The following is a 13,564-nucleotide window of genomic DNA, read 5'->3' on the forward strand; positions in this document are numbered from 1 at the left end:
CATGGAAAGTTTTACCAAGGAAATAGTAGTTGGAAATGAAACAAGGATATTTGAATTTACAATGATAAGGAACTACCAGGGCGTTAAATTCTTCATCACATCAAAAGATGCAAACAACAAGCCCATTTCTTTTAGCTTAAAGGAAAAGGAAAAAAGGGTTTGGAAACTTCTACCAGGAACTACACGCTGGCTGTATGAGATAGAGAGCCAATTATCTGATGCTATTGCAGAAACTCGCCTGGTATAAAGAAGATCAAAGCTTTAGCTGATTCATTCTAATTGATTTTACGCCGTTCTTCCCACGCCAAGTCTCTTATTGTTAGCTGTAGACTTCGCCTGCTCCAAGGTAGCACAATTCCATAAAGCCTGCATATCGTGGCGTATTTAGAACAGGTGTTCCTGAAGAACAATAATTAAAATGAACCCTGGTCATTACAGCAAACCGGTTGACTTCTCATTTACCAAGTAGGATACCTTTCACTCCACTGTGAGTGAACTTCATCACCTATGTAAGCATTTCCCTTCATTTGATAGTAGAGATCGTATCCAACATCCTTTATTACTTCTGCTAACTCTGTGGATAGATCTCGGTATTCAGGTGGTTGATTACGCTGCTAAATGTTATTATCGTAAGTTGTAAGATCAGTATATACTTTTCATGATGTTAGCCATATAAATCTCCATTTTTAAGTTTCGCTATTCATTAATACAAGCAATGTGCGAGAGGCTTTTGATGTGAAAAATTGACAAGGATCCTGAAAAATTTTCAAACATAGACTTGACAGGAAGTGAAATTTTTTCAGGAGTGTTAATAAATTTTTAAAGGGATATTTTCTTTGACAGACTGGAAAAGAAAACAGGCTTTGTCGTTAAAACGAAACAGGAAGCTGTCAATTGGTTGTTCCTATCAAACATCCCGATACATTCCAGGCACTGAAAGCGCTTCCTTCTCTTTGCCCCAACGGAATTGCTACTTTGAATGTATGCTTGCCGGGTGCTAAGTCTGTTAAAGGTATGTATACCGGTGGGGTCAGGCTACCCGGGCACCAGTTAGAACGGCTCAGGTCGGAAGAAGAGAGACCATTGGTAAAATTTCCGGATGAGGGATTCAGCAAACGGTAAGTAGCACAATCTGTTCTCCATGGAATAAAATGATATACCCGTTTACCATCTACAAAGATCTCGTTCAGCTTCTGGTTAAACTCATCTCCGCCGCCCCAGCCGCCATGACCGGTAGTAATATACCGTAACTGTAAGTTCTTCACAACTTGTGGAATATCCACAGTTACGGTTAGGGAGTCATGATCGAACATGGTGCCATATTCCTGGCCAGCCATCTCCATTAAATTGGTGGTATTGAAAATGGGTAAAATGAATCGTCCAGGCTTTTGATGCTCTTCTCCATCTCCTGGGTAGTATTTCAGGCGCAGGCTAACGACATGCCCGCCCTTGTCATAGTTACCGATAAACACACCGATCCAGACCTCATCCTGCAAACGGGGTTGCAGCTCTGTGATATCTTGACGGAATACTGCCGAATCCGCCCAGTTGTATCCCTTGATATTGGAAACCTTATTATACTTGTTGATGCCAAATGGAGTAAAGAATCTCAATAGTTCCAGTGTGGGCAGGTAATGGTCAGTAGCCACCACGCCCTGGTATTTCTCTTTATATACAGGCAGGTTTTTTACGCCTTTTTGCAGGCCGTTCAAGAAAGATTCTTGCTTATCCAGGGGGACCATAAACACGGAACCGGTTCTGTCATAAGCATCCCCGTTTGAATATTGTGCCAGCTCTGCAAATAACTGTGTGCCTGCTACGTAATTAGGCAATTTGATCTTCTTCAGGATTACGGTACCTCCGGCATAGTGGTAAGTAACATTGGCTTGTCCCTCCGCGGGATTAGACTTATCATAACCAAAGGAGATCTGTTCATGGTTGAAAACAGTTATTGTTTTAAATCTGCTTTCTATCACCTGCTGGTTATAGGTAGCTGCATCTACAATAGTTCCCATACCGGCAGTTGTTGGCCAGTTAAGCTCTGTACTTTTTACCTTGCCGGTATTGATATTGGTGGCGATTACTTCATACTCGCCATTTCTCACGGTTTTCAATACAAGTCCTAATCCCGGCGTTGTTCCAATGCTTGGGGTGCCTTTAATCGGAAGGGCATTGGTATACCATACTTCAACAGTATTGGAGCGGATGATCACTTTGGCCTTCTTACAAGGATATCCCAAAATGGTAGCCGTATCCGGCAGCAGTTCAGGTTGTTCGTAATCTTTAAAATCTTTCAGCTGAGTAACATGAGCATTGTTTTGCAGGGTCAGTACCTGCATGGTGCGCTTCGTGGCATAATCCAGGTAAAACTGTTCTTTGGCGTTCGGGTCTGCCACTTTTTGCAGGTGCGCGTGTTTACCGTCAATGAATAATTTAATGCGTCCTTCAGGAACTTCTTTACCATGATACTTTACATCATAAGTAATGGTAGCACTATTTTGCGTAGAACCACTGAATGCGGAGAGCAGGCAGACAAACAGGAATAAGTATTTCATGCAGTATTAAGTCGTTGCGCAAGATAATTGTAAATAAAAACAAACTGAACGTTCTTTAGAAAACACTTCCACCGCTGGCACAACATTTTTACATGATCCCAAACGTTTGAATTTAAATATCCGGCTATGGTATACGATAAACAGGCACTCGATGCGCTCGCATTAGCATTGATTAAAGCAAAGGAAAGTATTGCAGTAGCAGAAAGTGTTACTGCTGGTCATTTGCAGGCTGCGCTTTCTGGCGCAACCAAAGCCCTGCAGTTTTTTCAGGGTGGTATCACTACTTATAACATCGGGCAGAAAACAAGACACTTATCTGTAGATCCTGTTCATGCCTTGGAAGTGAACTCTGTTTCTTTGAAAGTATCTGAACAAATGGCTTTGGGGGTAAGTAGGCTTTTTATTGCCGATTGGGGAGTAGGTATCACCGGTTTTGCATCTAAAGCGCCTGCAATCGGTGAAATGTCGTTGTATGCAGAATATGTGGTTGTTAAAAATGGAATAATGGTGCATTCGGGCAGAATCGATGCTGTAAAGGAAGAAGATAGTTTTAAAGTACAGGTATATTTTACGAACCAGGTATTACAAATACTCGTTACACTGCTACAAGGAAAGATCTGTTAAGTCGCATTTACCAGGATCAGCCATTTTCAACACGGGTGAGGTAGGTTGGCTCGACGGCTGACAAATCCTGCCATAACAACTGCGGAACCCACCAACAAAAATTTACAAATGGTCATCTTCATAAATAAGAAACGGTTTGCCCAAAAGTAGAATAAAGGACAGCAAAACTATGAACAGCTTTTTTGCACAAACGTTTGCATACACTTGCTGCATTTTCTTTTTCTTATTTTGAAGCTTTTTGACCTGCAGTATAAAAAAACTACAAATCATTGCAAATGAGCAAACCACCGGTACGATATTGGACACTGTTGATATTTTCTATTTTCCTTTTTATAAAAAGTGATGCGCAGGAGCTTGTGCTAAAGAACGATCGAATAAGCAGAACGTTGAAGTTTAATGGAAGAGTATGGCTGACCACTCAATTTGCCGATGCCGGTAAGAAAAATGTATTGTCGGTAAAGAGCGAGGAACTGCACATGCTGTTTATGGATAATCAATCGGTGACACTGAATGATTATATCCTTCAGGGCAAACCAGGACAAATGCAAAAAGGCGATTCTTCCTGGTTGATCGTCAGCTATCAAAAAGAAAATGGGCGTCAATATCCTGCCGATGCGCCAGGTCAAATACATATCAAATACAGCATTCGTCAGGGCGAACCATTTGTACGCAAAGTGGTAAGCCTGGATTTTGATAAAAATGCCACCATCGACCGGTTGGAAACGGAGCGGTTTGTTATAGAAGGAAATGCCTCGGGTGGCGGAAGGGGCGAACCCGTGTTTGTAAATGAGAAATGGTTTTTTGGCTTGGAATATCCCGCAGGTTATAGCAGGCATACCGATGGCAATACGCCAAAAGATTATAGCAGGTATTACGAAAAAGTAGGCAACTACAGCTATATCGATCTGGAGGGCAAAGATATTGAGCCAAAGGGCGAAAAAGGAATGCTTCGGCTCATGCATTTTCCCGGTTATGCCGTCGAAACCACACCGGGAAAATACCAGGTGCTGAGCAAGACTGCAACATGTGGAATTAGTTTGCCGGGGCAATCGGTGCAACAGGCATTCATGAATTATTTATCAACCATCTGGAAAGCACCCCGGTCTTTTTTGCATTACAACAACTGGTTTGAGCCCATGGCAAAAGATCTGAGTGGTGATGGCCTGTTGAATATCTGGCGTTCTTTTAAAACAGCGATTGCGCCCTATGGCGTGAAAATGGATGCCATGGTGGTGGATGATGGCTGGCAGGATCGTAAATCTATTTGGGAACCTCTGCCAAAATACTTTCCTAATGGCTTTGATGATGTAAGGAAAATGAGTGATAAGCTGAAAGCCGAAGGTGTGGGCTTTGGCATGTGGCTGTCGCTGAACGGCTACACCAATAATATCGATTGGGGCATTCAGCAAGGATATAAAGAAGCAAAGCGGAATAGTTATTTCTCGCAATATGGCAGGTATTATAGTTTATCGGCAGCCAGATACAAAAATAAAATGCTGCAACAACTGCCGGATATTACTAAGAAAACCGGCGTCATTTATTACAAACACGACTTTAATGATTTAAGTGATGCGGGCGAAGGCAATGGGCATCCGCCTACAGAAAGACACGGGCACGAGGCCAACCTGGATGCGGCCATTCAAATGTTACTCGCCACAAGAAAAATAAACCCTGAAATACATCAGAACCTGACCAATTGGATATGGTTTTCGCCATACTGGCTCATGTATGCCGATTATTTATGGATGCTGGCTGGCGATGATGGTACTAATAAGAACTGGCCCGAAATATCAACCAGGGCCATGGCCAGTACCGACCGGGATACTTATATCTACCGCATGTTTGGGAATCCGGCCGACCGCCCCTTAGTGCCCATATCCCGGTTAATGACTCATGGCATTATTAAAACAAGCGATGGAAGAATGGAGAGTCCACAGGATAATTTGCAAGACTGGTTGGAATATGTGATCATGCATTATGGCCGGGGAACCTTGCTGAAAGAATGGTACATCTCTCCATCTGTAATGAGCGATGATTACTGGAAGGCGCTTTGCACCACCAACAACTGGGCCGCCAAACACCGAGGCGCTTTGAATAATACAGTTTATTGTGGCGGCCGCCCCGATGAAGGAAATACTTATGGATATATTGGATGGGATGGGAATAAAGCTGTTTTGGTAGCCCGTAATCCGCAAGCGGTTGCACAAAAATTGATTGTTCCGTTTAATGAAAGTGTTCAGTTTTATGGCAATAAAAATGAACAGTACCGGGCCCGGGTTGTCTTTCCTTACCAGGATGTTTATCCAAAAACATTTGTTGCAGGCAAAGCCATGGAGATTGTGTTGCCAGGCTATGCTACCATGGTTTTTGAGTTTGAAAAAGGTAAGGCCCTTTCTGGCGTGCGGCCATTACAGCCAGTTCAGTTTAGTACAAATAAAAAAGACATGTCTACCACCTTGCAGGTTCCGGCAAATGCACAATCAAGATGCGACTTGCTGCTGATTGGTCGCCCGGTTACACCTTCAGTAAAAATCAACGGACTGTCGGCGCCCATCATGCGTTCAAGCAAATCAAAAATCAATGATTACGCATCATATGCTGTTTCGGGAATGCCCAGTGCTAAAGCAAAAGACTGGTCGATGATTTCAATTGATCTTAGAAGTTATGCCGGGAAAACCATAAAAATTGAATACAGCGAAGCCGTCAATTTTGAATGTTTTTTACTCACAGAGCAGAAAGTAACTGCACCGGCAGCTAAAACAGGTAACGATATACTTTGGCCAATTACCAATCAAACCAGGCGACAAACGGTACAACTATTCTGATGTAAATGATATTTAACTGCTTATGTTGAAAGCTACCCAAGCATTAGCCTCACTGGATCGGTATTCGTTTTTGCGGCCTCCACTATTAGATACAATTTGTAAATATGGTGCTGAGGAAGATGCAGAACAGGTTTACCAGCTTTTTTTACTGCAAAAGCATGAGGACTTGTTGCAGGTGGTTATGACCCTCGGGAATGATCGAATGGCGGAAGACTTGTTTACTCAGGCCATCAGTAATGGTGTGCTAAGGGAAGACTTCCCTCCTGAAACCTTAGTGGCGCTCAGCTATCTTGGTCAACCAAATACGTTACCAATATTGATAGATTATTACAACCGTGTATTTGAGCTGGGCTGGGCCCTGCAAGAAGCTGTTTGTCTGGCCCTTTTAAATTATTCTTGTGAGGGCTATGAAGTTGTTATAGAAAAGCAGGTGGAAAGGTGTTTGCAGCAGCCCTTGTTTCCGGATTATGTTGTACTGCCTGCAGCCAGGATCCACCGGCAGGATTTGATCATTCGCCTAAACGAACATGCTGCAGGTGACGCATCTCCTTCTTGTTGCGGGCCTATACTGCTGGCAACCGCTTTAAATGGTCCGCAGAATAAACAGCTATTCCTTGAAAACATTATGCAGGAGAGTTGGGCAGTGAATCCATTTGAAGACAATAGTTATTTCATCAACATGGGATTGCATGCGTTGGGCATTCCTATTAAAGAGTTATATGCCCAGGCTTGTCTATCCCTGGAAAAGAGCAGACCCAATGCCGCACACCTGCTCCATCTGATTACAGGATTGCTGGAGGCCAAATTAAAAGAGCCTTTGAACTATTTTATTCGTTCTTTGCAAAAACAAAGCGAATCTTTCCTTTCTCTTTACCAGACCATCTTTGCAGCTGACCAACAAGGATATACTATATTTAGCCGGCTGGAAAGTAAAGGTCTGGATGAGCGGTTGATAGCCCCCTTTACAAGGTTAGAGGAGCTCTATCGCTTAAAAGCGGAGCAAGAAGCAGAAGCGGAATACAGGATTTTGTAAGAAGGGTAATTGCTCTTTTTTAAATTGATTACTATTATGTGCCATTCCGTAAACCACCGGAATCTGTTGAATCCTGTCTTCCCAACCCATCGAGCTCTAGTTTTTGTACATCATAATTGATCATTAGTTCACTTACCAAAATTTATAATTCTTGGCATATTCAAAATGTCAATGTCCAAACATGATAATCCTAATCATTTAATTGTTATAATTTTATTTACAAGTGATGAAAAAAATCCTCACGATAAGTGGCATCACCATTGGCAGTATTTTACTGCTCATGTTTTTGCTTCCTGTTTTGTTCCCGGGCTTCGTGGCGGATAAAATAAAAAAATGGGCCAACAATGCCATTACCACTGAACTGAACTTTTCAAAGGCACGACTTTCATTCTTCAATCATTTTCCTTCGCTTACCCTTACGCTGTATGATATTTCTGTGATGGGCTCTGCTCCCTACTCGAAAGATACACTGCTTAATGCGGGCGAATTGGCATTGGGAATTGATCTTTCAACTTTATTTTCTGAATTGATCAGTATCGATGAAATATATTTTACGGAAGCAAATATTTTTATAAAAATAAATGCGGAAGGTGCTGCCAATTATAATGTGTATAAATCAGATACTACACATTCGGCTGCATCACCAGACAGTTCCGGTACATCTTTAAAGATCGAAAGAATACAGATAGATAACAGCAACCTTGTGTATGATGATCTATCAATCCCCCTTCTTATTAAAGCGCAAAATTTGGACTATGTGGGCAAGGGTGACCTGAGCAAGGCCATCTTTGATCTTTCTTCCAACATACAGGTGAAAACGTTCGATTTTGACTACAACTTTGGACACTATATCAACTCAAAAACATTAAGGGCCGACCTTGTTACAAAGATCAACACCAATTCACTTGCATTTGAGTTCACTAAAAATGACCTGCTGATCAATTCGCTGCCCGTGGATTTCGTCGGCAAATTTGAGCTCCTGCAACAGGGTTATAATATTGACTTTGAATTAAACGCTACCAAAGGTGACTTGCATGATGTATTTTCTGCTTTGCCGCCTGAATATATGGATTGGTTTAGCAAAACAAAACTTGGTGGAAAAACGGAGATACAGGCCTACTTAAAAGGAAAATATATTGCAGAACAAAACCTCATGCCTGATCTCGGTTTTAAGATGACTATCCGCGAAGGATATATTAATAACCAGAACGTACCCTCTCCTGTAAAAAATCTGTTCCTCAATTTCGACTCAAAACTTCCTTCACTGAATACAGACAGCCTGTATGTAAATATTGATTCCATCTTCTTCAATATCGACAAGGACTATTTTAGCTCCATTATTAAACTTAAGAATCTAAGCAGACCTGAGCTGCATGCAAAGATCAACAGTGAAATGGACCTGGAGAAATGGGACAGGGCATTTGGTGTGCAACCTTTTGACGTAAAAGGAAAGTATAGAATTCATTTTACTGCAGACGGAAAATATGAGACGGCGGTAGTGCAAAAAGGTAGACGGGGAACAGATACGATCATTACCAATATCCCTGCCTTTAATCTGCAATCATCTTTAACCAATGGCTATTTCAAACTCACTTCATTACCGCAGGATATTAAAAACATCAGTTTCAAACTAAATGCTTCGAACTCCGATGGAAATTACAAACATACTGATCTGTCCATTGAGCAGTTAAACGCAAATATGCTCAGTGATTATATCAAAGGTTATTTCAGGCTCAACGATCTTACCAATGTAGATGCAGATCTAAAAGCTTTGTTGCATCTCGGCAATATCAAAAATTATTACCCGCTTGAAAGCATAGATATTGCCGGCGACCTTAATCTTGATGTGATTTTAAAAGGTAAATACCTGCCAGATCAAAAACAATTTCCCGTAACAAAGGCGAACATCAACCTGCAAAATGGTTATTTAAAAACCAGCTATTATCCCCACCCTATAGAAAAGATACAGCTAAGGGCGAATGCAATTACAGACAAAGGCACATTGGCCGATATGCAGTTTGAATTGCAACCCATTTCTTTCTTATTCGAAGGCCAGCCTTTCACTATAAAAGCAGACCTGGAGAATTTTGAAGATCTGAAGTATGACATTACCTCCAGCGGCACGCTTGATATTGGAAGGATATACCAGGTATTTTCACAGGAAGGGCTGAACGTAGAAGGCACTATAAAAACCAATCTTAAACTGCAGGGCCTGCAAAGCGATGCAACTGCAGGCCGTTACAACAGGCTGAACAATTCTGGAACGGCAGAGCTACAAGATATTACATTGTACTCCAACTACTTTCCATTGCCATTTATGATAAAGACCGGGCTGTTCCGGTTTGAAAATGAAAAGACGTGGTTCGAAAAATTCAATGCTGTTTACGGCAAAACAGGCATCACATTAAATGGCTACCTTTTTAATATTGTCAATTACGCAATGCAGGAAAATGCACCGCTGAAAGGAAGCTTTGATCTAAACACCAAACACTTTTACGTGGATGAATTTATGGCTTATGCAGGCGATACCACTGCATCTCCGGCTGATAGCTCCGGTGTGGTGATCATTCCTTCCAACTTCGATATTACTTTTAATGTTGCAGCCAATAAAGTAACATATGATAGCCTTGAAATACAAAACTTCAAAGGTGGTATGGCTATCGCCAACGGGAAGCTTATTCTCAACAAAACGGGTTTTGAACTGATTAATGCACCAATAGAGATGGATGCGACATATGCAAGCATTTCTCCACGCAAAGCAAGTTTCGAATATCATATCAAAGCAGACAGTTTCGATATAAAACGTGCATATAATGAGATCCGCCTCTTTCATGACCTTGCCAGCTCTGCATCCAAAACAGAGGGCATAGTTTCCCTGGATTATAAATTAAGCGGTAAACTGGATGCCAACATGGAACCAATCTACCCTTCACTCAAAGGCGGCGGTGTTATGTCTTTACATGACGTAAAAGTTAATGGTCTTAAATTATTCAGTGCTGTAAGCAAGGCTACCAATAAGGATAGTGTAAACAACCCGAATCTCAGGAAAGTAGATATCAAAACAAGTATTGCCAACAATATCATCACGCTCCAACGCACAAAGATGAAAGTTTTTGGTTTTCATCCCCGCTTCGAAGGCCAGGTTAGCTTTGATGGCAAGCTAAATCTAACGGGCCGGCTTGGCTTGCCTCCATTTGGCATTATTGGCATTCCGTTTACTGTTGTTGGCACACAGGAAAACCCCCAGGTAAAATTGCGCCGCTCCAAAGATTCCGATAAGATAGAAGAATCAACCGAAGAGCCCGATGAAGAGGTGCAACCGGTACACCAATAAATTAATTTTAAAACCCGCTCTCGTAGCGGGTTTTGTCGTTCCCCACACCCCCTCACAAAAACCAAAGATTCCTCAACCCAAAACCCGGTATCCACCCATCTTTAAAATAGGGTAGAGTCCGCGCCATCATCTCCGGGTACAAAACACTCACCGGTAAACCCTGCTGCGGCAAAGAACCCCAATACATATGGCCAAACTGGAACACCTGGTCAATCAGCTCAATAACCACCTCCTTATCTTCAAGCAGCCCTTTATCTGTGCAGTCAAATTCCAACTTGATAGGCAATGGAAAACTATTGTTGTGATCAAAATGCCCATTTACAAACTTCCCATTATTATAAAGCAGGTATTGATGTTGTCCAACCTTGATAATGGTACCGCTATTGGGCATGCTGTCTTCCGAATTCATATCGAAGGCAAGAATATCAGGGCTTTGATGCATAGATATCAAAAAGATGGGAATGGGTTTCGATAATTGCAGTTCCTCTATTGCTTTTTGTATAGGTTCCAGTTCTTTAGGACTTAATTTCTTGTAAAAATGAATGACCATCCTTGATGGATATTCATGTTCATAAATGTATCTGCTGGTCATGTAACTGATAAAGCCAGCAAGCAGTTTGACTTCATGCTTCTGGAAAACTTCAAATACTTCGAAAGTGCCATCATTGCTAAAGTTGCACGCACATCCTAGGTAGGGTACACCATCCGCTTTACCTTTAAAAGCGCTGATGCCAAAGGTAAGCTCACGCTTCACCGGTGCAGTCAGGCGCCAGGGAATCCCGTCTAGTTTGGCCAGCATGGCAACTGCAGCATCGGCAAGAATTTTTTCAAGAGGTGCATCGGCATCGTTCAGTTGCTCCGCTTTGAATACTTGTAAAGTAATCCCTCTTTCTAATAGGGCATTGATCACTTGATAGTGAAATGCATTGGCTTTCGGGTCCTCGTCAATGTCCTTATAGGGCGAAATGTATATAGCAATATAAGTGATGTCTCCATACCAGTTGAAGGCATTGTTATCTAAGGCAATCGTAACTTCCCGGTAGGGATGCTCAAGATCATGAAACACGATATCCAACTCCTCATTTGGGTGGATGTTTAATTGAACATATCTGTGTAAACCAGGAAACTGCCCGTGCCCTTTAAATAAATATTGTTGTAAAGTTTCAATTAGGTGCTGGTCCTGGTAGTGTGCTATAAAGAACATTTGGATATAGGGATGAGGACAATACTTGTGTGGCTTTAATTCCATGATGTATTTTTTTCTGCCTGTCTGGTACGCTTGCCAGGCTGTTGATGATGATTGTTTTGATGAATAACTTGCACCAGCTTTGAATTGGCTGGTAAAAATCGATTAAGAACAGGGATGCATGCCCTGAACGCTGCTGTATACAGGTACTGGCTGCAAAAGTCCTTGATGTATTGATAATGCGCTGTGTATTGATTAGGTTGCCCTCTTGGAGGTGCTGCCATGCCTAAGGCTTTTCTAAGTCCACTGTTTAATACAGGATATGCACCACCAAAATCTACATTACCTTCCCGAACATAATCAATATATCTGGCCAGGCGCTTTCCGGCCAATACCCATTCCAAAGTAGTCGTCGGTACAAATGATATATTGTCGGCTATGCTGCTCTTGAGTACTTCAATAGGCCCCTTGTAAGCGATTACCATTTCAGGTAGATCACTTAATGTCCGTAGTTGCACGCGCAGGAAAAAACGCTCGAATCCATAACAATCTGCCGTTTCATTTTCAGGCTCCCAAATGTTGATTCCATTGGTGAAGCCTGGTGCTACAATCAGCTCATCTTGCTCTTTAAAGTGTTGATGTAGCTTATGGTGGTAATAATGTTGAACAAAGCCTGGGTGGTCAGTCCTTACGTCAATAGCTTGTGAAACAAAACCTTCTTCCGGCTGCTCGAAAGATGTATATATAAAGTCTGGGGGATTCAGGTCTGGGAAAAGTGTTGCCCACCGTTTAGGAAATCGGCTATTGTTAAGCCGGTAACTATTCGGTTGTTCTTTCTTGTTAAAATACATCAGGATTGTTTCCTCGGGCCAGTCAAATGGCAGGACATTAGTTTGCAGGTTTTGCTTACTCATAACAACAGTTATTAAATTTTGGCGGCGCAATGTAATGTTTTATAACACCATACGATATGATTTAATATCGTTTTAAAATAATAAATAAAAAGACAAAAACCTCTTATGATCAACACCTTTACTGGGCAAACATGCGGGATTATAATCTGGTAGTATAACAACATAGTATATCCGAAATATTATATCAGGACAAGAAAAAAACACATAGACTATTTGTATTCTAAAAAACTTGCCTCACTTTTGCACGCCAAAAAACCAACGTTATGAGAAAATATGTATTGACACTCTGCCTGCTATTTACTTTATCTTATGCTTTCGCACAGAAGGATTTACTAAAAGGAATTCATCAGTTCACCCAGTCAACTGAATTAAAAGAAGCTGATCCCCTTGGGAATGAAAAAAAGGACAAGGATGCAAATGTTATAAAGAAAACGGTTGAAAGAGGCTGGGAGTTCACGATTGACAGGATTACGAAAGATGGTGATTATGTGATAAGCTTTTTGGAGTGGAGATCCAATGACACACTCAATAAGGAATATGTTGTTGAAAATGAGCGATCAAAATATTTTATCTTACCAAAAGCAGAATATGAATTAAGTGCACAGAAGTGGGAAAAGAAAGGTGGGTTTACTGTGGGTGCAGCAACAACCCTGGTGAAAATAAGACCTGGTAGTGGTGATGACTTAAAAAAGGGCGGCTACCGTGTACCATTCGATTTTGATAATGATTTTAATCTGGGATTATTGTTTGGTTGGAAACATCAACAAACCTTCGAACCAAATGAAATAGCACATAACTTCCTGGCCGGCTTTGGTATAACCTCTATCGGTGTAGATAGTACAACGACGCAAGGATATGTAAAAGTAAAATCAAACCAGTCCGCATTGACTTTATCTCTTGGTTATCTTTTCGAGTACAATAAATTTCAAATTGGTGCATTTGCTGGTTACGACCTGGTAGCAGGAGAAGTGGGAAGACAATGGATTTACAGGAATAGACCTTGGATTGGCATCAATTTAGGCTTTTCTATTTTCAAGGCACAAGGAACCAAAGAGAAACAGGATAATTAATCTGGTAAAGACATTTTCTAAAG

9 protein-coding genes are annotated in these 13,564 nt (G+C 41.5%); 6 read left to right on the forward strand and 3 right to left on the reverse strand.

Features of this window, described 5'->3' with window-relative positions:
* Window position 1: 1 nt before the first annotated feature.
* Window positions 2-247, forward strand: a complete 246-nt coding sequence (locus OCK74_RS03485; RefSeq protein ID WP_279295601.1) for a hypothetical protein — start codon at window positions 2-4, stop codon at window positions 245-247.
* A 643-nt stretch (window positions 248-890) separates the two neighbouring features.
* On the opposite strand, the gene OCK74_RS03490 is transcribed toward OCK74_RS03485, so the two are convergent.
* A complete protein-coding gene (locus OCK74_RS03490; RefSeq protein WP_279295602.1) occupies window positions 891-2,555 on the reverse strand; it encodes a PNGase F N-terminal domain-containing protein in 1,665 nt (554 codons plus the stop codon).
* Window positions 2,556-2,681: 126 nt separating this feature from the next.
* Between OCK74_RS03490 and OCK74_RS03495 the strand changes: the two genes are divergently transcribed.
* The 4 genes from OCK74_RS03495 (at window position 2,682) to OCK74_RS03510 (ending at window position 10,371) form a co-directional block, all read left to right on the forward strand.
* Window positions 2,682-3,179 carry a CinA family protein gene (locus OCK74_RS03495; protein ID WP_279295603.1) on the forward strand — a complete coding sequence of 166 codons (498 nt, stop codon included), beginning with the start codon at window positions 2,682-2,684 and terminating at the stop codon, window positions 3,177-3,179.
* Window positions 3,180-3,454: 275 nt separating this feature from the next.
* Window positions 3,455-6,004 (forward strand): alpha-galactosidase, encoded by a 2,550-nt coding sequence (locus OCK74_RS03500; RefSeq protein ID WP_279295604.1) that lies wholly within the window; start codon window positions 3,455-3,457, stop codon window positions 6,002-6,004.
* Window positions 6,005-6,026: 22 nt separating this feature from the next.
* A complete protein-coding gene (locus OCK74_RS03505; protein WP_279295605.1) occupies window positions 6,027-7,037 on the forward strand; it encodes a hypothetical protein in 1,011 nt (336 codons plus the stop codon).
* A 226-nt stretch (window positions 7,038-7,263) separates the two neighbouring features.
* On the forward strand, window positions 7,264-10,371 hold the full coding sequence (locus OCK74_RS03510; RefSeq protein WP_279295606.1) for an AsmA family protein: 3,108 nt from the start codon (window positions 7,264-7,266) through the stop codon (window positions 10,369-10,371).
* A gap of 52 nt (window positions 10,372-10,423) precedes the next feature.
* Here the strand turns inward: OCK74_RS03510 and OCK74_RS03515 are convergent, their stop codons facing one another.
* Both OCK74_RS03515 and OCK74_RS03520 read right to left on the reverse strand, forming a co-directional pair.
* Window positions 10,424-11,620, reverse strand: coding sequence for a Piwi domain-containing protein (locus OCK74_RS03515; protein WP_279295607.1), 1,197 nt, complete (start codon window positions 11,618-11,620; stop codon window positions 10,424-10,426).
* Entirely contained in the window at window positions 11,611-12,471 is an 861-nt protein-coding gene (locus OCK74_RS03520; RefSeq protein WP_279295608.1) for a hypothetical protein, read from the reverse strand. Before OCK74_RS03520 ends, OCK74_RS03515 begins: the two co-directional genes overlap by 10 nt.
* A 263-nt stretch (window positions 12,472-12,734) precedes the next feature.
* Here OCK74_RS03520 and OCK74_RS03525 point away from each other — a divergent pair, with 263 nt between their 5' ends.
* The gene (locus OCK74_RS03525; protein ID WP_279295609.1) at window positions 12,735-13,541 is read left to right on the forward strand and encodes a hypothetical protein; all 807 of its coding nucleotides are present in this window, start codon (window positions 12,735-12,737) and stop codon (window positions 13,539-13,541) included.
* Window positions 13,542-13,564 lie beyond the last annotated feature (23 nt).

Source organism: Paraflavisolibacter caeni (assembly GCF_025628885.1).
GTDB classification, from domain to species: domain Bacteria; phylum Bacteroidota; class Bacteroidia; order Chitinophagales; family Chitinophagaceae; genus Flavisolibacter; species Flavisolibacter caeni.

Bases quoted from the DNA above. Each gene is read 5' to 3' on its own strand.
- OCK74_RS03485 (WP_279295601.1), top strand. From the start codon at position 2: ATGGAAAGTTTTACCAAGGAAATAGTAGTTGGAAATGAAACAAGGATA.
- OCK74_RS03490 (WP_279295602.1), bottom strand. From the start codon at position 2,555: ATGAAATACTTATTCCTGTTTGTCTGCCTGCTCTCCGCATTCAGTGGT.
- OCK74_RS03495 (WP_279295603.1), top strand. From the start codon at position 2,682: ATGGTATACGATAAACAGGCACTCGATGCGCTCGCATTAGCATTGATT.
- OCK74_RS03500 (WP_279295604.1), top strand. From the start codon at position 3,455: ATGAGCAAACCACCGGTACGATATTGGACACTGTTGATATTTTCTATT.
- OCK74_RS03505 (WP_279295605.1), top strand. From the start codon at position 6,027: ATGTTGAAAGCTACCCAAGCATTAGCCTCACTGGATCGGTATTCGTTT.
- OCK74_RS03510 (WP_279295606.1), top strand. From the start codon at position 7,264: ATGAAAAAAATCCTCACGATAAGTGGCATCACCATTGGCAGTATTTTA.
- OCK74_RS03515 (WP_279295607.1), bottom strand. From the start codon at position 11,620: ATGGAATTAAAGCCACACAAGTATTGTCCTCATCCCTATATCCAAATG.
- OCK74_RS03520 (WP_279295608.1), bottom strand. From the start codon at position 12,471: ATGAGTAAGCAAAACCTGCAAACTAATGTCCTGCCATTTGACTGGCCC.
- OCK74_RS03525 (WP_279295609.1), top strand. From the start codon at position 12,735: ATGAGAAAATATGTATTGACACTCTGCCTGCTATTTACTTTATCTTAT.